The organism is Curtobacterium sp. ABR8, from assembly GCF_057812125.1.
Genome location: NZ_CM173818.1, coordinates 392,441 through 413,544, shown reverse-complemented (window position 1 = coordinate 413,544; position 21,104 = coordinate 392,441). Strand labels below are relative to the sequence as shown.

The 21,104-nt window shown below is 71.6% G+C and carries 19 protein-coding genes; 9 read left to right on the top strand and 10 right to left on the bottom strand.

Going from position 1 to position 21,104, the window contains the following annotated elements:
* The first annotated feature begins 9 nt into the window (after positions 1 to 9).
* Positions 10 to 378: a nuclear transport factor 2 family protein gene (locus ACXKZB_RS02015; protein WP_222659252.1), complete on the top strand. Its 369-nt coding sequence runs from the start codon at positions 10 to 12 to the stop codon at positions 376 to 378.
* Positions 379 to 415: 37 nt separating this feature from the next.
* On the opposite strand, the gene ACXKZB_RS02010 is transcribed toward ACXKZB_RS02015, so the two are convergent.
* A complete protein-coding gene (locus ACXKZB_RS02010; protein ID WP_488824502.1) occupies positions 416 to 1,066 on the bottom strand; it encodes a DNA alkylation repair protein in 651 nt (216 codons plus the stop codon).
* Between the two features lie 116 nt (positions 1,067 to 1,182).
* Complete coding sequence (locus ACXKZB_RS02005) at positions 1,183 to 2,379, bottom strand: peptidoglycan DD-metalloendopeptidase family protein (RefSeq protein WP_123310787.1); 1,197 nt, start codon at positions 2,377 to 2,379, stop codon at positions 1,183 to 1,185.
* 163 nt (positions 2,380 to 2,542) lie between these two features.
* Here ACXKZB_RS02005 and ACXKZB_RS02000 point away from each other — a divergent pair, with 163 nt between their 5' ends.
* Positions 2,543 to 4,420: a gamma-glutamyltransferase family protein gene (locus tag ACXKZB_RS02000; protein ID WP_488824501.1), complete on the top strand. Its 1,878-nt coding sequence runs from the start codon at positions 2,543 to 2,545 to the stop codon at positions 4,418 to 4,420.
* Positions 4,421 to 4,537: 117 nt separating this feature from the next.
* Here the strand turns inward: ACXKZB_RS02000 and ACXKZB_RS01995 are convergent, their stop codons facing one another.
* Positions 4,538 to 5,581, bottom strand: a complete 1,044-nt coding sequence (locus ACXKZB_RS01995; protein WP_488824500.1) for an NAD(P)-dependent alcohol dehydrogenase — start codon at positions 5,579 to 5,581, stop codon at positions 4,538 to 4,540.
* Positions 5,582 to 5,847: 266 nt separating this feature from the next.
* Here ACXKZB_RS01995 and ACXKZB_RS01990 point away from each other — a divergent pair, with 266 nt between their 5' ends.
* The 3 genes from ACXKZB_RS01990 (at position 5,848) to ACXKZB_RS01980 (ending at position 8,210) form a co-directional block, all read left to right on the top strand.
* Entirely contained in the window at positions 5,848 to 6,288 is a 441-nt protein-coding gene (locus ACXKZB_RS01990) for an OsmC family protein (RefSeq protein ID WP_111085865.1), read from the top strand.
* A 94-nt stretch (positions 6,289 to 6,382) separates the two neighbouring features.
* Positions 6,383 to 6,631 carry a hypothetical protein gene (locus tag ACXKZB_RS01985; protein ID WP_488824499.1) on the top strand — a complete coding sequence of 83 codons (249 nt, stop codon included), beginning with the start codon at positions 6,383 to 6,385 and terminating at the stop codon, positions 6,629 to 6,631.
* 58 nt (positions 6,632 to 6,689) lie between these two features.
* Positions 6,690 to 8,210 (top strand): threonine/serine exporter family protein, encoded by a 1,521-nt coding sequence (locus ACXKZB_RS01980; protein ID WP_340196003.1) that lies wholly within the window; start codon positions 6,690 to 6,692, stop codon positions 8,208 to 8,210.
* 10 nt (positions 8,211 to 8,220) lie between these two features.
* On the opposite strand, the gene ACXKZB_RS01975 is transcribed toward ACXKZB_RS01980, so the two are convergent.
* Positions 8,221 to 8,904, bottom strand: a complete 684-nt coding sequence (locus tag ACXKZB_RS01975; RefSeq protein WP_340196004.1) for a TetR/AcrR family transcriptional regulator — start codon at positions 8,902 to 8,904, stop codon at positions 8,221 to 8,223.
* A gap of 173 nt (positions 8,905 to 9,077) precedes the next feature.
* Here ACXKZB_RS01975 and ACXKZB_RS01970 point away from each other — a divergent pair, with 173 nt between their 5' ends.
* On the top strand, positions 9,078 to 9,395 hold the full coding sequence (locus ACXKZB_RS01970) for a hypothetical protein (protein ID WP_148061697.1): 318 nt from the start codon (positions 9,078 to 9,080) through the stop codon (positions 9,393 to 9,395).
* A gap of 91 nt (positions 9,396 to 9,486) precedes the next feature.
* Here ACXKZB_RS01970 and ACXKZB_RS01965 read toward each other — a convergent pair whose 3' ends face one another.
* Positions 9,487 to 10,428 (bottom strand): SDR family oxidoreductase, encoded by a 942-nt coding sequence (locus tag ACXKZB_RS01965; protein ID WP_222659239.1) that lies wholly within the window; start codon positions 10,426 to 10,428, stop codon positions 9,487 to 9,489.
* A 198-nt stretch (positions 10,429 to 10,626) separates the two neighbouring features.
* Between ACXKZB_RS01965 and ACXKZB_RS01960 the strand changes: the two genes are divergently transcribed.
* A complete protein-coding gene (locus ACXKZB_RS01960; RefSeq protein ID WP_488824498.1) occupies positions 10,627 to 11,358 on the top strand; it encodes a hypothetical protein in 732 nt (243 codons plus the stop codon).
* Between the two features lies 1 nt (position 11,359).
* Here the strand turns inward: ACXKZB_RS01960 and ACXKZB_RS01955 are convergent, their stop codons facing one another.
* From ACXKZB_RS01955 to ACXKZB_RS01945, 3 genes are all read right to left on the bottom strand, one after another.
* Positions 11,360 to 12,142 carry an endonuclease/exonuclease/phosphatase family protein gene (locus ACXKZB_RS01955; RefSeq protein WP_488824497.1) on the bottom strand — a complete coding sequence of 261 codons (783 nt, stop codon included), beginning with the start codon at positions 12,140 to 12,142 and terminating at the stop codon, positions 11,360 to 11,362.
* Between the two features lie 35 nt (positions 12,143 to 12,177).
* Complete coding sequence (locus ACXKZB_RS01950) at positions 12,178 to 13,671, bottom strand: LCP family protein (RefSeq protein ID WP_488824496.1); 1,494 nt, start codon at positions 13,669 to 13,671, stop codon at positions 12,178 to 12,180.
* Between the two features lie 88 nt (positions 13,672 to 13,759).
* The gene (locus ACXKZB_RS01945; RefSeq protein WP_488824495.1) at positions 13,760 to 15,112 is read right to left on the bottom strand and encodes an MFS transporter; all 1,353 of its coding nucleotides are present in this window, start codon (positions 15,110 to 15,112) and stop codon (positions 13,760 to 13,762) included.
* 108 nt (positions 15,113 to 15,220) lie between these two features.
* On the opposite strand from ACXKZB_RS01945, the gene ACXKZB_RS01940 reads away from it, so the two are divergent.
* Positions 15,221 to 17,467: an FAD-dependent oxidoreductase gene (locus tag ACXKZB_RS01940; protein ID WP_488824494.1), complete on the top strand. Its 2,247-nt coding sequence runs from the start codon at positions 15,221 to 15,223 to the stop codon at positions 17,465 to 17,467.
* A gap of 29 nt (positions 17,468 to 17,496) precedes the next feature.
* A complete protein-coding gene (locus tag ACXKZB_RS01935; RefSeq protein ID WP_123310817.1) occupies positions 17,497 to 18,273 on the top strand; it encodes an IclR family transcriptional regulator in 777 nt (258 codons plus the stop codon).
* 16 nt (positions 18,274 to 18,289) lie between these two features.
* Here ACXKZB_RS01935 and ACXKZB_RS01930 read toward each other — a convergent pair whose 3' ends face one another.
* Together ACXKZB_RS01930 and ACXKZB_RS01925 are read right to left on the bottom strand one after the other, a co-directional pair.
* Positions 18,290 to 18,940: a GntR family transcriptional regulator gene (locus ACXKZB_RS01930; RefSeq protein ID WP_488824493.1), complete on the bottom strand. Its 651-nt coding sequence runs from the start codon at positions 18,938 to 18,940 to the stop codon at positions 18,290 to 18,292.
* Positions 18,941 to 18,952: 12 nt separating this feature from the next.
* Positions 18,953 to 21,079, bottom strand: coding sequence for an MMPL family transporter (locus ACXKZB_RS01925; protein ID WP_488824492.1), 2,127 nt, complete (start codon positions 21,077 to 21,079; stop codon positions 18,953 to 18,955).
* Between the last annotated feature and the right edge of the window lie 25 nt (positions 21,080 to 21,104).

Sequence of the window (21,104 nt, the reverse complement as noted above, 5' to 3'; positions counted from 1 at the left end):
GCTCCGGGCATGGCCACCGTGTCCGAGTTGCTGACCGCGAACCTCCACGACGTCTTCGGGAACCGAGACGCCACCTCCCGCCGTGCCGCGATCGAGCGGACGTACTCCCCCGATGTCGCCTTCACCGATCCGGAGGGCACCGCCGTCGGCTGGGACGCCCTCGACCAGAAGGCCGGCGAACTGCTCGATCAGGTGCCCGGCGCGTTCCAGTTCGTCGAGGAGGGCCGCCGCTACGCCTCCGAGACGCACGGCGCCCTGGCGTGGGGCTTCGGTCCGGTCGGCGCCCCTGCGGTGCGCGGCATCGACGTGATCGAGGTCCGCGACGGCGTCGTGGTCTCCCTGACCACCTTCTTCGCCGAGCCGCTCGAGACCGACTGAACCGCGGGGGCGGCCGGCCACCCGCCCCGGCCTGCTGTCAGCCGCGCAGGCGGTCGCGATCGGGCGGAGACAGGTGCTCGGTCGCCGTGTGGCGAGCCGCGGGGGTCAGGAACCTCGCGCTCTTCTCGAGGAACGCCACGAGCGCCGGCTCCGACGCCCGCTTGCCGGTCTCCCGCAACACCCACCCCAGCGCCGACTGCACGGTGTCACTCCGCTCCCGCACCAGGCGTCCGGCGATCCCGAGCGGCACCTCGGCGTCGCCCTGCTTCACGAACGCCAGGGTCGCCACGATCGCGATCCGCCGCACCATCGCCACGTCGGACTTCACGAGCGCGAACAGCGGGCCCGTCGAGCTGTCCACGAGCGGTGCACCGACGAGCTCCTCGGCCGCCAGGTCGACCAGCGCCGGGTCGTCGAACCGCTCGGCCTTCGCCGCCGACAGGTACTCGTCGGTCAGCTCCGGATCGGGGTGCTCGCGCATCGCCTGCACCAGGAGCAGCACCGCGACGAGCTTCGCCCCGTCGTCCTCGCTCCACAGCAGTGCCGACCGCTCACCGTCGTCGAGCCCCTGGAACTGCCGTGCGATGCGCCGCGCCGCCGCGACGTCGCCGTCGGTGCGTGCGAACGCCGCGAGCACGGCCTCCGCATCGGCAGCGCTGCCAGCCCCGGTCCCGCCGCGCGATGTCATCCGGTCAAGGGTATCCGCGCCGCCCCGCCCGCACTTCGTGAGCAGGAACGGTCGGGTGCCCGAAGGCGACCCGACCATTCCTGCTCACGAAGCGGAACAACGCAACAGACCGCGGATCAGCGGAAGTGCATGTTCTTCAACGGGTCGACGAGCGTGCCGTTGCGCCGCGTCTCGACGTGCACGTGCGGGCCGGTCGACTGCCCGGTGTTGCCGGACTTCGCGATCTCGGTGCCGAGCTTCACGATCTGGCCCTTCTTCACCTCGATCTTGCTGAGGTGGGCGGTGAGCACCGCGGTCATGCCGTAGGTCACGACGATGTAGTTGCCGTACGAGGCGTCGTTCGCCACCGTCTTGGTCACCTCGCCGGTGCCGGAGCCGTACACCGGGGTGCCGACCGGCACGGGCGCGTCGGTGCCCTGGTGGTAGCGCGGGACGTGCCCGGCACCGCGGTCGTCGCCGTACTTGCCGGTGATCCTCGTCCCGTTGACGGGCCATGCCAGTCCGGTGACGGGCCGGCTCGACCAGACGCGGGTGTCCTTCGACCCGTAGAGCACGACGTTGCCGTCGACCTGCACGAGCAGGTTGCCGGAGCCGGCCGTGCCGGTGCGCGAGGTCCAGAGCGCGACCTTCTTGCGCGATGCGTCACGGGTCCAGATGACGAAGTTGCCCTTGGGCTGCAGCTCGGCCCAGGCACCGGGGTGCCCGCCGGTCCGCGACTGCCAGACGACACGGCCGCTGACCTTCTGCACGAGGTTGCCGTCGGTGCGCATGTTGAGGATGCGCGTGTTCGTGGTGTCGGAGCGCAGCACGGTGCCGCCGAGCAGTGTGTTCCCCGATGGGACCCGGTCCTGGTAGGTGGTCCAGTTCACGACGACGGACCTGCCGGCGAGCAGCGCCATGGTGCCGTCCGCGCGGATCTTCAGTGCCGTCGAGTTCGCGGTGCCGGCCGAGGCCCAGCGCGCCAGGCGTTTGCCGTTCTTGGTGATGTCGAGGGCACGGTTCTTGCCGACGACGGCGATCGCGCCGGGCGAACCGGCGGTGTTCGAGGCCCAGAGCACGCGGTTCCCGATGCCGTACTCGACCAGGTTGCCGTCGCCCTGCATGATGAGCTTGAACTGACCGTTCGGCGACGTCACCTGGTCGCCCGGGTTGATCTTCGTGCCGGCGGGTGCCGATCCGACCCACACCGCCGACGCTGCGGCGGGTTCAGCCGTCGCGACGAGGGCACCGGCTGCGAGGGCCAGCACCGTGAGGGCACCGGCGAAGCGTGGGAGTCGGCGCGCACGTGCGACGGTCGACGGAGTGGTGGTCATGGATCCCCTGACTCGGAACCGACCACGCCACTGCGCGGTCGTTCGGCGCTCGCCCTGTACGAGTCACCGAACGATGTTCGCTTTTCTGCGCGGGGCGCACAACCCCTTGACAGGGGGGTGCGCACGGCGGCTGAGCGGCGGACCCCGGGGAGAGGATGGGTGCATGCCGACTCCGAACCCCGCCTTCGTCCCGCCCACCACGCAGACCTCGCGCCCGGACCTCCAGGGCACGTTCGGCATGGCGGCCGCGACGCACTGGATCGCGACCGCCACCGCGCAGTCGGTGCTCGAGCGCGGCGGCAACGCCTTCGACGCAGCCGTCGCGGGCGCGTTCGTCCTGCACGTGGTCGAGCCGCACCTGAACGGCCCCGGCGGCGACCTGACGGCGGTGTTCGCGACGGCGTCGGACCCGACCCCGGTCGTGCTCGTCGGGCAGGGCCCGGCACCGGCGGGCGCGACGCCCGAGCACTACCGCGCCGAGGGTCTCGACCTCGTCCCCGGCTCCGGCGCGCTCGCCGCCACCATCCCGGGTGCCGTCGACGCGTGGCTCCTGCTGCTCCGTGACCACGGCACGTGGGAGCTCGCGGACGTCCTCGCGCCGGCGATCGGCTACGCCCGTGACGGCCACCCGGTCGCAGCCGGGGTGGTCCGGACGATCACCGCCGTGCAGGACCTGTTCCGTGACCACTGGCCCACGTCCGCCGCGCAGTGGCTGCCAGGAGGCACCGTGCCGGTCCCCGGGGACCTGGTGCGCAACGAGGCGCTGGCCGCAGTGCTCGACCGGCTCGTCGACGCCGGCGACGGCTCCGGCAGTCGGACCGCGCGCATCGACGCCGCACGGAACGAGTGGGCCGAGGGCTTCGTCGCCGAGGCGATCGACCGCTTCGTGCGGGCGCCGCACCGACACGCGTCGGGCACCGACCACGCCGGGGTCATCCGCGCGTCGGACCTGGCGGCGTTCCGGGCGTCGTACGAGCCCGCGGCGACGGCGGAGTTCCGCGGCTGCACGATCGCGAAGACCGGGCCGTGGGGTCAGGGGCCGGCGCTGCTGCAGACCCTGCGGCTGCTCGAACCGCTCGACGACGCACTGCTCGACCCGTCGACGTCGGTCGGCGCACACACCGTCGTCGAGGCGCAGAAGCTCGCGCTGGCCGACCGCGAGGCGTTCTACGGCGACGGCGACGTCCCGCTCGACGTGCTCCTGTCCGACGCGTACACCGACGAGCGACGGGCGCTGATCGGCGACCGGGCATCGGCCGAGCTGCGACCGGGCTCGGTCGCTGGCGTCGACCACGTGCTGCCGCCGGTCCGGACGTCGTACTCCTCCGGCGGCGGCGCTGGTCTCGGCGAACCCACGGTGCAGGTCGCGCGGGACGCCGACCGCGCGCCGGCCACCCCAGTCGTCCCCGTCGAGGACCGCGGCGAGCCGTTCGTGGCCCCCGACGGCGAGACCCGGGGCGACACCTGCCACATCGACGTCGTGGACCGCTGGGGCAACATCGTCAGCGCGACGCCGTCCGGCGGCTGGTTGCAGTCGTCGCCGACGATCCCCGAGCTCGGGTTCTGCCTCGGCACCCGACTGCAGATGACCTGGCTGGAGCCGGGCACGGCATCGACCCTGCGCCCCGGCGAGCGGCCCCGCACGACGCTGACGCCGACCCTGGTGCTCCGTGACGGCGTGCCCGTGGCGGCGCTCGGTTCACCCGGCGGCGACCAGCAGGACCAGTGGCAGCTGCTGTTCCTGCTGCGGTGGATCGTCGGTGGGTACACCCCGCAGCAGGCGATCGACGCCCCGGCGCTGCACACGACGTCGTTCCCGGGGTCGTTCTGGCCACGCACGTGGGAGCCGGCCGGGCTCGTGGTCGAGGACCGGCTCGGCGACGACGTCATCGCGGAACTCGAGGCACGCGGTCACGTGGTCACCCGCGCCGGCGACTGGAGCCTCGGCCGTCTGACGTGCGTGACGCGGGACCCGGCGACGGGTGTGCTCGGCGCCGCGGCGAACCCCCGCGGTGCGCAGGGCTACGCCGCCGGCCGCTGACCCGCGCTCGTTCCTTCCCAGAACACTCGCGATGGAAAGCGGAATCGGGCGTACCTGGTCAGAACTCCCGACCAGGTACGCCCGATTCGCCCAGGTACGCCGCGAGACGACCCGTGGTCAGAGCGTCGGGACGACGACCGCGCGGCCCGAGAGCTCGCCGGCCTCGAGCTTCCGGTACGCCTCGAGCGCGTCGGCCAGCGCGTAGCGCTCGACGTCGGGGACGATCTGCCCGGCGCGGTACATCGCGACGACCTCGTGCAGGTCCTCGATCGTGCCCCAGTAGGTGTTCGTGATCGTCGACTCGTACGGCGTCGCGAAGAAGTTCCACTCGGTGGTACCGCCGGCGATCCCGACGACGGTGAACCGGCCACCGACCGCCATCGAGGCCTGCGCGACCTTGATCGTGGGGGTGGCACCGACGAAGTCGAACGCGGCGTCGACGCCACGACCGCCGGTGATCTCACGGATCGCGGTGGCCTGGTCCGGTCCTCCGGGCACGGTGATCGCGCCCCGGGCAGCAGCGCGGTCCATGGCGTCCTGCTTCATGTCCGTGGCGATGACCGTGGCGCCGGTGAGCGCGGTGAGGATCTGCACGGCGATCTGCCCGAGGCCGCCGAGCCCGACGACGAGCGCGAAGCGACCGCCACCCGCCAGGTTCGGCAAGGAGTTCTTGATCGCGTGGTACGGCGTGAGCGCGGCGTCGCTGAGCGGTGCGGCGGCGATCGGGTCGGCGTCGCCGAGCGGCACGAGGTTGCGGGCGGGGACGCTCACGTACTCCGCCATGCCGCCGTCCCGCCCGAGACCGATGCCCATGTACGGGTTCGTCGCGGCGTTCTCGCAGTAGGTGTCCTGCCCCTTCGAGCAGTACGAGCAGTGCCCGCAGCCGACCGGCCCGTAGACCAGGTAGGCGTCACCCTCGGTGAACCCGGTCACCCCGTCGCCGACAGCCTCGACCCAGCCGGAGTTCTCGTGCCCGAGGACGAACGACGGGGACTGCGCGCCCGGCTGCCCCTCCTGGAACTCGCGGTACACGGCGACGTCCGAGTGGCACGCACCGGCACCGGCGACCTTGAGGAGCACCTCCCCCGGACCCGGCGTGGGCTTGGGGACGTCCGTGAGGGACGGGAAGGTCTGGTACTGCTCGAACACGACGGCGCGCATGGGTTCTCCTTGATGTGGACGGCGGGTCGACGGGGATCCGTCGGGCGTCAGGAGGGGTGCGGCGTCGCGGCGGATCGAACGATCCGGTCAGTAATACTACACCTGTTGCCCTGTGCAACGGGTGTTGCCGGGGGCACCAAGGACGCACGGAACACCGGCGAACCCTGCGTCTTCACCGTGAGCCGGTTGCGAGAACGAGCGTTCTCCGCTTGACTCGGCTGCGACGGTCCCGTCCGGGACCGATCCCCCACACGAAAGGAGCGGCCATGCCCACGCGCACCGCACGCACCGCCTGGAACGGCGGTCTCAACGACGGTTCCGGTCAGGTCGAGCTCTCCAGCTCGAAGGTCGGCACCTACGACGTCTCGTTCCCGAAGCGCGCCGCTGACGAGGCCGGTGGCAGCACCAGCCCCGAGGAGCTCATCGCAGCCGCACACTCGGCCTGCTACGCCATGCAGTTCTCGGCCGTCCTCGGCGAGGCCGGCGGCACGGTCGAGGCCCTCGACGTCAAGGCCGACGTCTCGCTCGGCCCGGACTCGGCCGGCGGCTTCAAGCTCACCGGCATCGCCCTGACCGTGCACGGCGAGGTCACCGGCATCGACGAGGCGACCTTCCTGAAGGCCGCCGAGGACGCCAAGGCCACGTGCCCCGTCAGCAAGGCACTCACCGGCGTCGACATCACGCTCGACGCGACGTTCGAGCAGTAGGCGAGCGACGCAGGCGACGTCACCACGTGACGGACGGGAGGCCCGGTGCCAGCTGGCACCGGGCCTCCCGTCCGTCGGCACGTACGCTGGCACCATGCGTCGCGCGACCTGGACCCACGTGACCCTCTGGGTCGGCCTGGCCGGCGTCGCCGCCGGCATCCTCCTGAACCTGCTCACCCCGCCGTCCACGTTCGGCTTCGCCGCCTTCGCACCGGAGGCGGACTACGCCTTCGTCGCGGGGAGTCTCCCCTGGCAGGCGACGGTGGGCCCGGTCCTCGTGCTGGTGGGCGCGGTCGTCGCGGGCTTCGCACTCGGCCGGCTCAGCGTGCGCCGCCGGAGCTGACCCGAGCGCGTCCAGCGGACGTCCGGACTCGGGGTCCGCGGACTGGCACCATGGCGGGATGGCCGAGCAGCACCACCCGGGCCCGCACAAGCCGGGCCGCCCACCCCGGCCACGTCGCCGCAGTCTCGCGCAGCACGACCTGCGCGACGCGCGGGCCCGCCTGCGCGGGACGATCTACGAGCACGTGGAGCCCGACGCGAAGGGGCGCGACCAGTACACGGCGACGCAGATCGTCGACTTCTGCCTCGACCTGGCCGAGGTGATGCTCGCCTCCGGTGCCGACACCCGCAGCGTCGAGACCGCCGTCGTCGCGGTGTCGACGAAGTGGAACCTGGCGCCGCTCGACCTCGACTTCTCCGGCAGTTCGGTGACGATCCAGTACGCGCCGGCCGACATCCCGCCGCTCGTGAAGGTCCGGACAGTGAGTTCCGACGGCTCCGACCTGGACCGCTTGGCGCGCGCGAACCAGATCGTCGACGACCTGGTCCACGACGAGCGCGACATGACCTCGGCCGTGAGCGCCCTCGTCGCGGTGCTGCGGATGCCGCCGCGTTGGCCGACGTGGCTCGCCGACGTGGGGCTCTCGATCCTGGGGACCTCGATCGCGATGCAGGCCGGTGGCGGGTGGCGGGCGGGCATCGGGGCGTTCGTGCTGATGTTCGGGATCATCCTGTCCGGGCGCTGGCTGACGGGTCGTGGCTACCCGCAGTTCTTCGTGTCCGGGGCCCAGGGGGCGGTCGCGTCCGTGATCGGCACCCTGGCGATCGGCGCGGGCGTGCTGCACCCGGCAGGGGCCGCCACCATGGTCGCCGCGCTGGTGGTGCTGCTCCTGCCGCACGTCTCGCTCGTGACCTGGGCACAGGACGCGATCTCCGGCTTCCGGGCGATGGCGGTCGCCCGTGCGTTCTACATCGGGCTGGTCATCGCCGCGATCGTGGTGGGGGTGCCGGCGGGGATCGCGATGACGAAGTGGCTGCACCTCGAGGTCGACCCGTCCGGCATCGTCACCCAGGCGCTGCCGTTGTGGGCCTCGCTCTCGCTCACCGTGGTGTCGGCCGGGGCGAACTGCTTCGTGCAGCAGGCCAGTGCGCGGGTGATCCCCGTCGCCGTGGTGTTCTCGGTGGCCGCCGGTGCCTCGCTGTGGGGGCTGCGGCAGTTGGGCCTGCCGCTGCTCGGCGCGACGTTCCTGGCCGCCGTCCTGCTGGGTGTGCTCTCGACCTACGCGGCGGCACGGATGCGGACCGCGGTCGCGGCGATCGCGGTGCCGGCGTTCTGCGGGGCGCTGCTGCCCGGTGTCGCGGTGTCGAACGCGCTGCTGAACTTCATGTCGGGGTCGTCGAGCGCGGCCCTCGACTTCGTGGCGGCGGTGTCCGTGGCACTCGGGATCGGCGCCGGGCTCGTGCTCGGTGGCCTGTTCGCGACACCGGGCGCGCGCCGGGCGCTCCGTCGGACCCGCCGGGTCGTCGTGCACTCGGTCCACAACGACACGACGGCGCTCCGGGTCATCCGCGACACCGGGTACGACCCCGGCGACGGCTCGGTGCCGCGCGGGTCGCGGTCGGCGTCCGACGGGCGCTGACGGTCCGGGGTCAGATGTCCCAGCTGCCGTCGTCGCCGTCGCTCCACGTGGCGTGCCGGCGTGCGGCGTGCGGTTCGTAGCGTTCCATCCAGCCGCGCTCGAGGCGGGCCACCGCACGGTCGAACGCCGCGACGAGGTCGAGGTCGGAGCGGAGCAGGGCCTGCAGCTGCAGCCCCTCGTACAGCGCGATGAGCTGTTCGGCGCCGCGACGGGGTTCCATCGTGTGCGGTGCGCGACCGACGGCGATGTCGCGCTCGAGGCCGCGCTTCACCTGGGCGTAGAAGAGCTGGTACCGCGACCGCAGGTACGTCGCCATCGGGTGCTCGGGGTTGCCCGCGACGGACAGCAGCGCGACCAGCAGGCGCATGAGCGCGGGGTCCTCGGCGTTCGACGCGACGATCGCGCGCAGGAGTTCGACGGTCGAGCCGTCGCCGACCTCCCGGGTGACCTCGTCCATCCGGCCGCCGTTCCAGCGGTCGACGGCGGCGAGCACCAGGCCGTCCCATGACGGGAAGTGCTGCTCGAGCTCCTCGACGGAGATGCCCATCCGTTCGGCGACCTGCACGGCGCGTGCTTCGTGGAAGGGGACGTCGCGGAGCAGGTCGACGGTGGCCCCCACGATCGTGATCCGGAGGTGCAGGGTCGCCGCCGCGGCCGCTGCGGCCTGCGTGTCGGCGCTGGTGTGTTCGAGCATCGTGCCCTCCGTCGTTCCACGGACGTCCTGTCCGGGGTCGCCCCGAAGCCGGGGCACGTCCATCCAAACGCAGAACGGGGGACAACAGAATCCCCGGTACGGGTGTCGGCACATGGGGGGACACGGGAGCGACGCCCAGCGGGTTCGCACGGATCCGTGTGACCATGCCGGGCATGACCCCGAACGACCCCACCGCACAGGGACTCGCGACGATGGCCTCGGCCGGCTTCGAGTTCGGCGGCGACCCGGAACAGGTCGCGCACGACGTCCGCGCGATGTGGGAGCAGCTCGGCCGCCCCGCCGGCGCGTTCGACGCCGCGGCACGGGCCATCGCGGTGCTGCCGCAACGCCCCGAGGTCCCGATCGTCGACCAGGCACGCCGACGCGCGTTCGAGCACGCGATCGGCATCAACCCGGTCGAGGTCGAACTCGCCGCCGCGCTCTCCGCGCGGGAGCTCCTCGAGCGGATGGCACGCGCCGTCACCTGCTGACGCGACCAGGCGCCGTGGACCCGACCACACGGACGACGGGAGGCGCGGTGCCCACCGGCACCGCGCCTCCCGTCAGCCCGTCGGCGACGCCTTACGGCGTCGGCATCCCGCCGTCGACGTGCAGCGTCTCACCCACGACGTAGGACGACTCACCGCTCGCCAGGAACACGTAGGCCGGCGCGAGCTCGGCGGGCTGCCCCCAGCGGCCGAGGTAGGTCTGCTCGCCCGCGGACGGCAGCGCCTCGGGCGGCTGGCCACCGGCCGGCTGCAGCGGGGTCCAGATCGGCCCCGGCGCGACGGCGTTGACGCGGATGCCCTTCGGCGCGAGCTGCGCCGCCAGGCCCTTCGCCAGGTTGTTCACGGTCGCCTTCGTGGCCGCGTAGTGCACCAGGTGCGGCGACGGCGCGTAGGCCTGGATCGACGTCGTGTTGATGATCGTGGAGCCCGGCTGCAGGTGCGGCACGGCGGCCTTGGTGATCCGGAAGGTCGCGTAGGCGTTCGTCTTGAAGGTCTCGTCGAACTCCTCGTCGGAGATCTTCGTGATGTCGTCGACGTTCTGCTGCTTGCCCGCGTTGTTCACGAGGATGTCGATCCCGCCGAGCTGCGCCACGGTGTCGGCGACGATCTGCTCGCACACCGCGAGGGACGTGATGTCGCCGGGCAGCGCGACCGCCTTGCGACCGGCGGCCTCGATGAGCGCGACGATGCGGTCGGCGTCCTCCTGCTCCTCGGGCAGGTACGAGATCGCGACGTCGGCGCCCTCGCGTGCGTAGGCGATGGCGACCGCTGCGCCGATGCCGGAGTCGCCACCGGTGACGAGTGCCTTGCGGCCCGCGAGTCGGCCGGAGCCGCGGTAGGTGTCCTCGCCGTGGTCGGCGGGGACGTTCTCCGCCATCTCGGCGTCGGTGCCGGCACCCTCGAGGTACTGCTCGTCCGGCTTCTTGTCGGCGTACATCTTCGTCGGGTCCTGCATGGAGTACTGGTCGAGCGCTGCCTGGTCGAGCCCTGCCTGGTCGTTCTGCTGGTCCGTCATGCCGCCGACGGTACGCAGGGGCCCACCACGGGCCGTCCAGGAGGCTGTCCCCCGGCGCGCGGACCGGCTGACGTCCGCCGGCCCCACCGGTCCAGGGCCACACCTGCGTCTTCCTCGATTGTCACGGTCCGGTGACGGCCAGGACCCGATTCGGTAACACCTGTCGTTCTGGACGGGTCGGGGTCGTACCGTCGAACGGTGACTCCTCGGACCCTGCTGGCGCTCGGCGCTGCCGTGCTCGCCTTCTCGGCCGGCGCGCTCGCGTTCGACGGCACCACCGGGATCGGCACCGACGCGGCCGTGGCCGCCGAGACCTCACACGACGCCGCTCCGGTGCACGTGTCGAACGCGAAGCTCCGTCGGGTCGACTCGATCGAGCTCGACGCCGAGTCCCTGGTGCTCCGCAACGGCGGGAAGACCGTCGTCGAGTCGTCGATGCGCGACTCCCGGTTGACCGTGAGCCTGCTCGACCGTCTGCTCGGCACCCCGACTCGCACGCAGACCGCTGAAGGCGTCGGCGGCGCGTGCTTCCCGGCCGGCACCACGTCCACGTGGGGCGGTGCGATCCGGGTCGCGGCCCTGACCACCGAGGCGCGCGCGGGCAACGCCGTCGAGATCCGCGTCCTGCGTGACCAGGTCCGCAGCCGACTCGGTGCACGGATCGAGCTGACCGGCCCCGACGGCGTGCAGGTCGGCGACGACATCGCCGACGAGATCGCCGACGCTCCCCGCTCCGAGCGGGTGTCCTACGGTTCGGACGACTCGCGCGCGTGGCAGCTGCTGCTGCGCGAGGGCTGGGCCGACGACACCTCCGGCGACGACCACCCGGCCGACCCCGCCGGCACCAACGGGGTCTCGGCGCTGACGGACGAGACCACGGTCACGGTGCTCGGATCACCGATGCCCGTGCACGCGCAGCGGAGCTGCTGACTCACACGCGGATCGTCGCGATCACCGGGAAGTGATCGCTGGCGAACCACGTCTCCGGACCGTCGTGGTCGATGACGACGCGGTCGACGCCGGAGACGCCGCGGGTCAGCACCCAGTCGATGCGCTCCGCGGTGTCGACCGGTGGCTGCCAGTCGTTGAACGTCGCGGTCCGGTCCTCCGGGTCGCCCGCGAGCAGCCAGGTGTCGTCGAACCCGGCCTCGGCGAAGACCCGTGACGCGGGGCCGGCGCCGGCCGGCTCGTTGCAGTCACCGGCGAAGACGACGGGACCGGTCTCGCGCGCGAGCCGTTCGACGATCAGCGCCGCGCTCTTGCCGCGCACCTCGTCACCGTGCTCGCCCGGCTCGTGGTCCAGGTGCGTGGTGAGCACCGTGATGGCCGGGCCGTCGGTGTCCAGGAACACGGCGTGGTTCGCGATCCGTGGGTACAGGCTGTCCCACGTGTTCGAGACCGGTTCGTCCGGGGTGTCCGACAGCCAGAACGAGCCCTCGTCGGTCGGCCGGAACCGGTCGCGTCGGTAGAACACCGCCGGGTGCTCGCCAGCGGTGCCGCCCTCGCGGCCCTGTCCGACGTCCGCGTGGTCCGGCAGGCCGGCACGCAGGTCGTCGAGCTGGTGCGCGAACGCCTCTTGCACGCAGACCAGGTCGGGGTCGTGCCGTCGGATGACGTCGAGGAGGACGGGGAGCCGGGCCGGCCAGTCGTGCTCCGGGTCCGGGTTCTTGATGTTGTAGGCCATCAGGACGATCGGACGCGCTGCGCTGCTCACCCCTCGAACCTAGCGAGGAAGTCCCGGCCGTGGCCTCAGTTGATGCAGGTGCCCTCGGTGCCGTAGTTGTGCACGTCGGTCGACTTCGGCGCGGGCTCCTTCGTCGCCTGCTTGCTCGGCTTCGACCCGGAGCCGGTGCTGGCGGGCTTCGACGCGGTCGCGCTCGGCTCGCTCGCGGGCTTCGCGGTCTTGCCGTCGGTGCCGAGCACGAGCGTGACGCCGGTCACCGCGCTGGTGCGGACGGCGACGGCACCGGGCACGGCCGCCGCGATCGCCTTCGCCTGCGACTCCTGGCCGGCCGGGTACTGCACCTGCGTGACCTTCGTGGTGGCCGAGGAACCGGCCGGTGCGACCTGGAACCCGCGGCTGGTCAGGACCTGACCGGCCGTGGTCGCGGCCCCCTCGACGCCGCTGCCGTTCAGCACGGTGACCGAGGTGTTCGCCGGCTGGGCGCGACCGGCCTTGGCGTAGGCCTCCGGCTCGCCGACCAGGCCCTGCACGAAGGCGGGCAGCCCGACGGTGTCGACCTCGACGATGGACAGCGCCGAACCGTTGACGTAGACGGTCGGTGTGCCGAGGGTCGGGATCGTGGCCGACTGGATGTTCGCGGGTCGCAGGTTGCGCATCTGCGAGGCGAGGTCGATCAGGTTCGTGTCGGTCTGGATCGACCCCCCGACGGCCTTGAGGATGTTGCCCATCTTGACCGGGTTGAGCAGCGTGCCGGCGGAGGTGACCTTCCGGGCCTCCTGCGACAGGAAGTACTGCTGGCGGACGTTGCGGTCGAGGTCGCCGTTCGGCAGGCCGTGGCGCTGACGGACGAAGGACAGGGCTTCCTTCGCGTTCAGCGAGGACTTGCCAGCCGGCAGGTCGACGCCGGAGTACGGGTCGTTGGTCGCCTGGTTCAGGCAGACCTCGACCGGCCCGAGCTCCTTGACGACCTGGTAGAAGCCGAGCAGCGAGACACGGACGTAGTGGTCGATCTGCAGACCACTCAGGTTCTCGATGGTCTTGATGAGCATCTTCGCACCACCGGTGTCGCCGCCACCGTTGAGCGTGCCGTAGTAGAAGGCGCTGTTGAGCTTGCCCTTGCCCACGTCCGGGATGTCGACGTACGAGTCACGCGGGAACGAGATCATCGTCGCCTGCGAGCCGTCGGCGTTGATGTGCAGGACGATCATCGTGTCGGTGTTGGTCGCACCGCCGTCCGACGTCGTGCTGAGTTCTGCCATCTGCTCGGGGGTGGCGTTGTCCGGCCGGTGGTCGTCACCGACGAGCAGGATGTTCTGCGCCTTGCCGTCGACGTCGTCCTTCGTGTCCTTCTTGCCGGTGATCGCGTTGACGATCGTGACGCCGCCGGACAGCTGGTTGTACGCGTACGCCGTGTACCCGACGCTCAACACGACGGCCATGGTGAGCACGCCCGCGATCGCCGGGAACACCACTCCCGCTCGTCGCTTCTGGCGCCCGTGGCGCGGCGTCACGGCACCGCGGCGCGCGGGCTCCGTCGTCTGCTCGGGTTCGTTGCTCACCGGGAAACCATAACCGCAGCGCGCGCAGGGGACATGGAATCCGCCTGGAAGGTCACTCCACAGCCCCTGCGACGGGCCCGCGCTCGGCTCACTCGGCGACGAGTCCCTGCTTGTGCGTCTCGCGTGCACGGAGCACCGTCACACCGGTGATCGCGGCGGCCGCCATCACGTAGAAGGCCGGCGCGAAGGTGTTCCCCGTCGCGCTGATGAGCCACGTGGCGAAGTACGGCGTGATGCCGCCGAAGAGCGCCACGCTGATGTTGTAGGCGATGCCCATCGACCCGTAGCGGATCGCGGTCGGGAACAGTTCGGCCATCGCCGCGCTCACCGCCCCGTCGAACGCCGCCATGAACAGGCCGAGCAGCACCATCGCGGCTGCGGCCGCCCAGAAGTTGCCGGCGTCCATGAGCATGAGCGTCGGGTACGTCAGCACGAGGAACCCCGCGCAGCCGGCGAGCATGACGGGCTTCCGGCCGATCTTGTCGGACAGCAGCCCGAAGAACGGGACGAGGCCGGCGATCACCAGGAAGCCGATGACGACGACGCCGTACGACACCAGCGGCGAGTACCCGAGGTCCGCCTGCAGGTAGGAGGGCATGAAGGTCTGCAGGATCCAGTGGCCGACGGCCTTGAGGACGACGAACCCGACGCAGAAGAGCAGGGCCTTCCAGCCGGTCCGGAGCGAGCGGCGCAGGGGGTTCGCGGCGACCTCGCCCTTCGCCTTGAGCGCGCGGAACTCCGGGGTGTCCTCGAGCTTGGTGCGCAGGTACAACCCGACCAGGCCGAGCGGCACCGCGACGAGGAACAGGACGCGCCACCCCCACGACTCGAGCGCTCCGTCCCCGGCGAGCGCCGTGAACAGGAAGACCAGGCCGCCACCGACGATGAACGCGGCGAACCCGAAGACGTCGATGAAGCTCGTCACGAAGCCGCGCCGGTTCGACGGGGCGTACTCCGCCAACAGGGTCGTCGCCCCGGCGCCCTCGCCGCCCGCGGCGAACCCCTGCACCAGACGCACCACGACGAGCAGGATCGGTGCGAGCATCCCGACGCTCTGGTAGGTCGGCAGGATGCCCATCACGGCGGTCGCGCCGCTCGTGATGAGGATGACCGTCGCCAGCGTGGTCTTCCGTCCGACGCGGTCGCCGAGCGAGCCCCAGAACAGCCCGCCGAGCGGACGCATGACGAAGCCGGCGCCGAACACGGCGAAGGCCGACAGGAGTGCGACCTGCGGATCGCCCTGCTGGAAGAAGTACAGCGAGATGACGGTCGCCAACGTGCCGTAGAGGCCGAAGTCGAACCACTCGACGAAGTGACCGACGCCCGCGGCGACGATCACCTTCCGCATGCCCTGGCGGCGTGCGTCGTCGCCCAGGGCCACCTGGACGTCGGGGGCGGTGGCGGCATCGACGCTGGCTTGCGTCCGGGTTCCGTCGCTCATGGGTGGGCCTCACACTTCGTTGTCGAGAATTCGTTGACGATAGCACTCGCCGGGCACACATTGCCACACAGTGGGAAACAAGAGCCGCCGAGTGATACCGTCCCGAGCATGCAATCCCGTGAACAGCACCACGACGTCGTGGTCGTCGGCGGCGGTCTCGCCGGTGTCAGCGCCGCCGTCGCCGCCGCCCGCCTCGGCTCGAGCGTCGCCCTCGTCACCAACCGCCCGGTCCTCGGCGGCAACGCCTCGAGCGAGATCCGGGTGTGGGTGGTCGGCGCGACGGCGCACGGCACGCACCGGTTCGCCCGCGAGACCGGGATCATGGGCGAGCTCTTCCTCGAGAACCAGTACCGGAACCCGCAGGGCAACGCCGTCTACTGGGACCAGGTCGTGCTCGACCTCGTCCGGGCCGAGCCGAACGTGCACCTCCACCTCAACACCGACGTCCGGACCGTGCAGACGGCGGACGACGACCGCGGCGCACCGCGCCTCACCGCCGTCACGGGCTGGACCATGGGGTCCGAGATCGAGACGACGTTCACGGCCCCGGTGTTCCTCGACTGCACGGGAGACGGCCTCGTCGGGGCCCTCGCCGGCGCCGAGTACCGCATCGGGCGCGAGGGCCGCGACGAACACGGCGAGGCCTGGGCACCCGAACAGGCGGACGACGAACTGCTCGGCAGCTCGATCTTCTTCTCGACGCACGACACCGGCAGGCACGACCGGTTCGTCCCGCCGTCGATCGCCGTCGACCTGTCCACGACGCCGATCCTGGCGAACCGGGCGATCAGGACCGGCGACAACGGCTGCAACTACTGGTGGATCGAGTGGGGCGGAGCGCTCGACACCGTCACCGAGAACGAGCGCATCCGCGACGAGCTGTGGGGCGTCGTCTACGGCATCTGGGACCACATCAAGAACTCGGGGGCCTTCGACGCGGACACCCTGACGCTCGACTGGGTGGGCGCGATCCCCGGGAAGCGCGAGTACCGCCGGTTCGTCGGCGACCACACCCTGACGCAGCAGGACCTGCTCGAGCAGCGCGCGTTCCCCGACACGGTGGCGTTCGGTGGCTGGTCCATCGACCTGCACCCCGTCGAGGGCGTCTACGCCGAGACCGCCGGCGCCCAGCAGCGGTACACCGACGGCACCTACGACATCCCGTTCCGTTCGCTGTACTCGGCGAACGTGTCCAACCTGCTGTTCGCCGGCCGGGACATCTCCGCGTCGCACGTCGCGTTCGGGTCCACCCGGGTGATGGCCACCTGCGCCGCCCAGGGGCAGGCCGCCGGCACCGCCGCGCACCTCGTGGCACGGCACGGCACGACACCGCGGTCCCTCGGCACCGATCGGATCGAACTGCTGCAGCAGACCCTGCTGCGCGAGGACGCACCGCTCATCGGGGTCCGCGCCGACGACCCCGCCGACCTGGCCCGCACCGCCCGCATCACCGCGAGCAGCGAGTTGACCACGATCGACACGACGCCGTTCGCGACCGAGAACCGCTTCGACCTGGACCGCGACGTCGCCGTCCTCCTGCCCGCCGACCCCGCGCTCGGCGAGTTCCGGCTCCGCACCGAGGCGGACGAGGGCACCGACCTGACCCTCGAGCTCTGGACCACCGGCAGACCCCAGAACTACGCCCCGATCGACCACGTCAGCACCCACACCGCACACGTCGCCGCCGGACCGGACGAAGCGGTGGTCGATCTGGCCTTCCACCCGGACGAGTCGTGCAACGCGGTCGTCGTGGTCCGACGGCAGCCCGGCGTCCGTCTCGTCCTGACCGACGGCCACCCGTACGGCGTCATGGCGCTGCGCGCACGCAGCGCCGACGACGAGCAGTTCGACGACCACATCCCCGAGGAGTCCGGACAGCCGGTGACCGGCTGGGAGGCGCGCGCCCTGCGCGGACACGCGTTCGCGTTCACCGCAGCCGGCGAGACGGACGCGTGGCGGGCCTCCCGGGTCGCCGACGGCCAGCAGCGCCCGTTCGGCGGACCGCACATGTGGTCGTCCGACGCGGGTGCCGGCGCAGCCGTGCTCTCGCTCGACTGGGCGGAGCCCGTCGACGTCCGACAAGTGCGCATCGTCTGGAACGACGACGTCGACGCCGACCTCATCAACCTGCACCACCACCGCACCCCCTGGGACGCCGTGCCCACACTCGCCCGCGACTACCGGATCGAGGCGTGCGTCGAAGGGGCCTGGCGCACGCTGGCCGCGGTCGACGCGAACCGGCACCGCCACCGCATCCACGACGTGGAACCGGTGCGCACGGCCGCACTGCGGGTCGTCGTGACCGCGACGAACGGATCCCCGTTCGTCACCGCGAGCGCCGTGAAGGTCTCCTGACGCGCGCCGGGACGGGCCAGAATGAGGGGATGGCGACCACCCCTCCGAACCAGAGCATCGAGCGAGCCGCAGCGGTCCTCGGCGCGCTCGGCGCATCCGACGGGGCCGTGCGCGCCTCCGACATCGCGCGGGCCATCGGACTGGGGACCTCGACCACGGGACGGCTCCTGGCGACGCTCGAGTCGCTCGAGTACGTCCGACGCGACCCGGAGACCCAGGCGTACTCGGTCGGTCGAGCCGTGCTCGAGCTCGCCAGCCAGGGACTCAACCACAACCCGGTGCACCGCGAGAGCCGCTCGGCGGCGCAGGAACTCGCGCACCGCGTCGGGCTGACCGCCAACGTCGGCGTGCAGGACGCTGCGTCGTGCATCTACCTCTGCCACTTCGAGGGCTCGCTCGCACCGAAGTCGCACACGATGATCGGCATGCGGCAGCCGATGCACGCGTCGGCGCTCGGCAAGGCGCTGATGCTCGACCTGTCGGAGGACGAGCGGCGCGCACTGCTCGGGGACGACCTGGCCCGGTACACCGACCACACGATCACGACCCACGACGCGCTGACGGCCGACCTGGTCGCCTCGGCCGGGCGCGGCTGGTGCGAGGAGAACCAGGAGCTCGCGCTCGGCCGGTTCTGCATCGCGGCACCGATCCGCAACGCCTCCGGGCGCATCGCGGCGGCACTGTCGATCTCGGGGCGCCTCACGCAGCTGCGCGACCGCGACCTGGACTCCCTCGCCGAGGACCTCATCGAGGTCGCCGACCGCATCAGCGTCGGCCTCGGGATGATCAGCGCCGTCGCGCACTGACGCGCGCGTGACGGCGCTACGCGCGCGACGGCAGCAGGTGGATGGCCTCCATCGCGAGCTCTGCCGCGATCGGGTCCTTCGCCAGGACGGCGGCCTTGAGCTTGTCGAGCTCGGGCAGGACCACCGCGGCCGGCACCAGCTCGGCGAGCTCGGGGACCCGGAGCTTGAAGGACAGTCCATCGGTGGTCGATCGGCAGAGCTGCACGAGCGACGGGTTGCCGCAGGCGTCCGCCCACTGCGAGTAGATGTCCGCGCCGTCGCGGGCGACCTGGTCCTGCTCGTCGGCACCGACCCGCGCGATGACGTCGTCGAGCATCTTCACGATCTTCTTGCGCTGCGGCTCCGTGAAGTTGGGCACGGCCAGGCGCACGACGCCGCCGTAGATGACGCCGAGCGTGCGGTAGGCGTCGAGGAGCTCGTCCTTCGTCGGGGCCGCCACGCGGGTGTAGCGGTTCGGCGCCATCTCGATCAGGCCGGCGCGGGCGAGTTCCGCGAGCGCTTCGCGGATCGGGGTGCGTGAGACCCCGAGCCACGCGATCAGGTCGTCGTCGTTGAGCCGTTCGCCGGGTTCCAGCGTGCCGTCCATGATCGCGTCGCGGATCTTGTCCTGCACGGTGTCACGGAGGAGCTTGCGCTCGGCGGCGGGCTGCGTCGAAGGAACTGGCATGCACCCAGCGTGTCACATGTGATGGTTCGCGCGCGAGAGGCGCGACGGCCACCAGGCCCGCCGTCCCAGGTCGTACGCGAGCGCCGGCACGAGCAGCGAACGGACGACGATCGTGTCGAGCAGGACGCCGAACGCCACCACGAACGCGATCTGCACGAGGAAGAGGATCGGGATGACGCCGAGGGCCGCGAACGTCGCCGCGAGCACCACGCCGGCCGAGGTGATGACCCCGCCGGTGACGCCGAGTCCTCGCAGGACCCCCTCGTGCGGGCCGTGCCGCAGCGCTTCTTCCCGCACCCGCGTCATGAGGAAGATGTTGTAGTCCACCCCGAGCGCGACGAGGAACACGAACGAGTAGAGCGGCACGCTCGGGTCCGCACCGGGGAAGTGGAACACGTGGTCGAACACGAGCGCCCCGACGCCGAGGGCCGCGGCGAACGACACGATCACGCTGCCGATGAGCACGAGCGGGGCGACGATGCTTCGGAGCAGGAGCATCAGGATGAGCAGGATCACGACCAGCACCACGGGGATGATCAGCGTGCGGTCACGGATCCCGGTGTCGTTCGTGTCGACGGCGGTCGCGGTGACGCCACCGACGACCGCATCGGGATCGACCCGTTCGACGGCGGTGCGGAGGTCACGGACCGTCTGCTCGGCCGCGTCGGAGTCGGCTGGGTCGGACAACGTGGCCTCGAGCAGCACGTCCCCACGCGAGACGGTGGGCTCGGCGGCGACGCCGCCGGCGGAACTCGTGGCGCTCGTCACGGGCACGGTGCCGGACGGGGCGTCCTTCGCGGCGGCGACGACCCCGTCGACGCCGTCGACCGCCGTGACGGCGTCGACGAGGGCGTCGAGGTCACGCTCCGACCCGATGACCTGCGCCGGACTGCCGGAGCCTCCCGGGAAGTGGTCGGCGAGGACGTCCTGCCCGTCACGTGCCTGCGACGCCCCGATGACGAGGTCGCTCTGCGGGACCCCGTCGGCCTTGAGCCCGACCAGGCCCGTGCCCATCGCGATCAGACCCACCGTGCAGACGATCCACACGACCCGGGAGCGCTTGGCGACGAGTCGACCGACCCGGGCCCAGACGCCGCGGGCCTCCGGACCGGTGAGCACCGGGTGGGCGCTGCCGTACGCGGGACGCAGCGGCCAGAACGCGGCTCGACGGAACGCGAGCAGCAGTGCGGGCAGGAGCGACAGGGCGGCGAGCAGGCTGAACGCGATGCCGATCGCCGCGACCGGACCGAGCGCCTTGTTCGAGTTGAGGTCGGAGAGCAGCAGGCAGAGCACGCCCACGATGACGGTGCCGCCCGAGGCCAGGATCGGTTCGAGGCTCCCCCGCAGGGCTGCCCTCGTCGCACCCCAGCCGGTGCGGTGGTCGCGCAGCGCCTCGCGGAAGCGCGCCGTGTAGAGCAGGGCGTAGTCCGTCGCCGCACCGATCACCAGGATCGACAGGATCCCCTGCACCTGGCCGTTCACGGTGACGATCCCGGCCTTCGCGAGCCACCACACCACCAGGATCGAGGCGCACAGGGCGAACGTCGCGGCGCCGAGCACGAGGATCGGCAGCAGTGGTGAGCGGTAGACGATGATCAGGATCACGAACACCGCGGCGAGCGCGACCCCGAGCAGCAGGCCGTCGATGCCGGCGAACGCCTCGGTCAGGTCGGCGGTGAACCCGGCTGGTCCGGTGACGTAGCCGCGCACACCGGCGGGCAGGGCGTCCTGGACGTCGGTGCGGATCGCCTCGACGGCATCGCCGGTGTCGGCTGCCGTGGTGAGGGTCGCGACGATCTCCACCGCGTCGCCGTCCGCACTCGGGATCACCGGGCTGACGGACTCGACGTCGTCGCGGTCGCCGAGCTGCGTCGCGAGGCCCTTCGCCGCGGACAGGTCGGACGACGACATCCCGCCGTCGCGCTCGAGCACGATGATCGCGGGTGCGCCCGACTCCTGCCGGAACTCGGACGACCGCTCCTGCACCGTCGTGGCGTCGGCCGACGCCGGCAGGAACGAGGTCTGGTCGTTCGTCGACACCTCGGAGATCTTGCCGAAGTACGGACCGCCGACGGAGGCGATCGCGAGCCAGACCACGATGACGAGCGCGGGGAGGACGATGCGGAGGAAGCGGGACACGTCGGTGAGCGTACACCGATCGTCA

Bases quoted from the DNA above. Each gene is read 5' to 3' on its own strand.
- ACXKZB_RS01990 (WP_111085865.1), top strand. From the start codon at position 5,848: ATGCCCACGCGCACCGCACGCACCGCCTGGAACGGCGGTCTCAACGAC.
- ACXKZB_RS01945 (WP_488824495.1), bottom strand. From the start codon at position 15,112: ATGAGCGACGGAACCCGGACGCAAGCCAGCGTCGATGCCGCCACCGCC.
- ACXKZB_RS01975 (WP_340196004.1), bottom strand. From the start codon at position 8,904: ATGCTCGAACACACCAGCGCCGACACGCAGGCCGCAGCGGCCGCGGCG.
- ACXKZB_RS02005 (WP_123310787.1), bottom strand. From the start codon at position 2,379: ATGACCACCACTCCGTCGACCGTCGCACGTGCGCGCCGACTCCCACGC.
- ACXKZB_RS01935 (WP_123310817.1), top strand. From the start codon at position 17,497: ATGGCGACCACCCCTCCGAACCAGAGCATCGAGCGAGCCGCAGCGGTC.
- ACXKZB_RS01970 (WP_148061697.1), top strand. From the start codon at position 9,078: ATGACCCCGAACGACCCCACCGCACAGGGACTCGCGACGATGGCCTCG.
- ACXKZB_RS01930 (WP_488824493.1), bottom strand. From the start codon at position 18,940: ATGCCAGTTCCTTCGACGCAGCCCGCCGCCGAGCGCAAGCTCCTCCGT.
- ACXKZB_RS02015 (WP_222659252.1), top strand. From the start codon at position 10: ATGGCCACCGTGTCCGAGTTGCTGACCGCGAACCTCCACGACGTCTTC.
- ACXKZB_RS01995 (WP_488824500.1), bottom strand. From the start codon at position 5,581: ATGCGCGCCGTCGTGTTCGAGCAGTACCAGACCTTCCCGTCCCTCACG.
- ACXKZB_RS02000 (WP_488824501.1), top strand. From the start codon at position 2,543: ATGCCGACTCCGAACCCCGCCTTCGTCCCGCCCACCACGCAGACCTCG.
- ACXKZB_RS01985 (WP_488824499.1), top strand. From the start codon at position 6,383: ATGCGTCGCGCGACCTGGACCCACGTGACCCTCTGGGTCGGCCTGGCC.
- ACXKZB_RS01940 (WP_488824494.1), top strand. From the start codon at position 15,221: ATGCAATCCCGTGAACAGCACCACGACGTCGTGGTCGTCGGCGGCGGT.
- ACXKZB_RS01965 (WP_222659239.1), bottom strand. From the start codon at position 10,428: ATGACGGACCAGCAGAACGACCAGGCAGGGCTCGACCAGGCAGCGCTC.
- ACXKZB_RS02010 (WP_488824502.1), bottom strand. From the start codon at position 1,066: ATGACATCGCGCGGCGGGACCGGGGCTGGCAGCGCTGCCGATGCGGAG.
- ACXKZB_RS01980 (WP_340196003.1), top strand. From the start codon at position 6,690: ATGGCCGAGCAGCACCACCCGGGCCCGCACAAGCCGGGCCGCCCACCC.